The 2,625-nt window shown below is 72.6% G+C and carries 2 protein-coding genes; both read right to left on the bottom strand.

Annotated elements, in window-relative coordinates:
* Positions 1-153: 153 nt before the first annotated feature.
* Positions 154-741 (bottom strand): cysteine dioxygenase family protein, encoded by a 588-nt coding sequence (locus ACFV6D_RS15165; protein ID WP_063345975.1) that lies wholly within the window; start codon positions 739-741, stop codon positions 154-156.
* A gap of 3 nt (positions 742-744) precedes the next feature.
* Positions 745-2,475 (bottom strand): cation acetate symporter, encoded by a 1,731-nt coding sequence (locus ACFV6D_RS15160; protein WP_380495330.1) that lies wholly within the window; start codon positions 2,473-2,475, stop codon positions 745-747.
* Between the last annotated feature and the right edge of the window lie 150 nt (positions 2,476-2,625).

Raw genomic sequence — 2,625 nt, 5'->3', positions numbered from 1 at the left:
AATCGGTCTGCACCAATCGGGGGGTTCGGCCCGGCCGCCGGCAGCTGAACCCGCGTTCAGCCCGTCGGGCCCCGCCCCGTACACCGGGCAGGGGCCCGGGCGTGGCCGAGGGGCCGTCCGGGGCGGACGGCCCGTCGGTTCGCTACGGGGCGGTCACGGGGCCAGGCTCTCCGGGCTCCGCCAGCTCACCAGGCGGGCGCCGTCCGGCGGGAGGTCCACGACCTCGTTTCCGAAGACCCGGTTGATCGAGCTGCCCCCGTTCAGCGCGATGTCGGCGCCGTAGACGTGCAGGGAGACCGCGCGACCGGTGCCGCCGTTCGACACCCGGTGGATGTCCTCGTCGGGCGGCACCAGGAGCTGCACCCGGCCGGGAGAGCAGGTGGTCCGGCCGGACGGCACCAGCACCCTGCGGCCGGTTCTGGAGGGCCGCCACAGCCGGAACGCCTCGTCCACCTCGACGCCCTCCACCACACCGGACACGCACCAGGCGACGTGGTCGTGGATCGGGGTGGACTGACCGGGCAGCCAGGTCAGGGCCACCACGGAGTGCGTCCGTCCGGCATGCAGCAGCCGCTGCGAGTAGCCGTCCGTGTCACCGGCGCACAGGTCGTCGGGCACGATCAGTCCGGCCCGCAGGTACTTGCGCAGGGTGTCCGCCGTGAGCTGGGCGGTCAGGACGTCCGCGGCGGCGTAGCGCGCGAGGTCGGAGAGGAACTCGTCGAGGTTGGAGCCCGGTTCCACGCTCTACCGCCCCACTCCGGTGAGCGCGCGGACCTCAAGCTCCTCGAAGCCGCGCCCGTCCGACTCCTCGTCGCGACGGCGGCGGCTGCCGACCAGGGAGCCGAGGACCGCGGCCGCGAACCCGATCGGGATCGAGACGATGCCCGGATTCTGCAGCGGCACCGGTGCGGTGGTGGTGCAGGAGATCAGCGCCGTGGCGTTGCCGACCTGCTTGCTGGACGCCTCCACCCCGCAGTCCTTCGCCTGGGCGGCCGTCAGCTTCACGGCGTGGACCGTGCCGGTCGCGCCGCCCCAGCAGATCGGGGAGAGCAGCACCAGGCCGATCGAGCTGACCAGGCCCGCGTAGATGCCGCACTTGGCGCCGACGGTGGTGAAGCGCTTCCAGAACAGCGTCAGCAGGATCGCCGGCAGGTTGGCCGAGGCCGCGATGGCGAAGGCCAGGGCCACCAGGAACGCCACGTTGAGGTCCCTGGCGAAGATCGACAGGGCGACCGCGACCGCGCCGATGACCACGGCGGCGATCTTCGCCGTGACCAGCTCCTGCCGCTCCGTGGCCCTGCCCTTGCGGATCACGCTGGCGTACAGGTCGTGGGCGAACGACGACGACGAGGTCAGGGTGAGCCCGGCGACGACCGCGAGGATGGTGGCGAACGCCACCGCCGCGATGAAGGCGAGCATCAGGGAGCCGCCGGTGGTGCCCGCGCCGCCGCCGAGGTGCTCGGCCAGCAGGGTGGCGGCAGTGTTGCCGGACGGATCCTTCTCCTTGATCGTCGCCGTGCCGACCAGCGCGGCCGCGCCGAAGCCGAGCACCAGGGTCATCAGGTAGAAGACCCCGATGATGCCGATCGCCCAGTTCACCGACTTGCGCGCGTCGCGGCCGGTCGGGACGGTGTAGAAGCGGACCAGCACATGCGGCAGCGCCGCGGTGCCCAGCACCAGGGCGACGCCGAGGCTGACCAGGTCGAGCTTCGACCAGCCGTCGGTCGCCCCGTACTTCAGGCCGGGCTGGAGAAAGGCGTCGCCCTTCTTGGAGGCCGCGGCGGCGTCCCCGAGCAGGTGGCTGAGGTCGAACCCGTACTTCGCCAGCACCCACAGGGTCATCATCGCCGCGCCGGCGATCAGCAGCACCGCCTTGACGATCTGCACCCAGGTGGTGCCCTTCATCCCGCCGACCACGACGTAGACGATCATCAGGGCGCCGACCCCGACGATGGTCCAGATCTGCGCCGAGGCGCCCTTGACGTCGAGCAGCTGCCCCACGATCGTCGCCGCGCCGACCATCTGCGCGATCAGGTAGAAGATCGAGACCACGATGGTCGACACGCCCGCGGCGGTCCGCATCGGACCACTGCGCAGCCGCGCGGCCAGCACGTCGGCCATGGTGAACCGACCGGTGTTGCGCAGCAGTTCGGCGACCATCAGCAGCGCGACCAGCCAGGCGACCAGGAAGCCGATCGAGTAGAGGAAGCCGTCGTACCCGGAGAGCGCGATGATCCCGGCGATGCCGAGGAAGGAGGCCGCGGACAGGTAGTCGCCCGAGATCGCGATCCCGTTCTGCAGCGCGGAGAACTGGCCGCCGCCGGTGTAGAAGCCGCCGGTGCCCTGGGTGCTCCGCCGCGCCCAGAGGGTGATGACGAGGGTCACCGCCACCAGGGCGACGAACAGGCCGATGGTCAGGCCCTTGTGCGATGCCGCCTGCGCCGTCGCCGCGGCGAGCGGAAGGTGCTGTGTCATGCCTGGCTCTCCGTCAGTTCCTGGTTGTCGGCGTGGGGGGGCGGGGGGGGGGGGCCCGCCCCCCCCCCGCGCGCCCCGCCCGCCCCCCCCCCCCCCCGCCACCCCCCCCCCCCCCCCCGCCGCCCCCCCCCCCCCCCCCGCCGCCGCGAG

Source organism: Kitasatospora sp. NPDC059812, from assembly GCF_042732075.1.
Classification (GTDB): Bacteria; Actinomycetota; Actinomycetes; order Streptomycetales; family Streptomycetaceae; genus Kitasatospora.
This window is presented reverse-complemented; position numbering and strand designations above follow the sequence as displayed.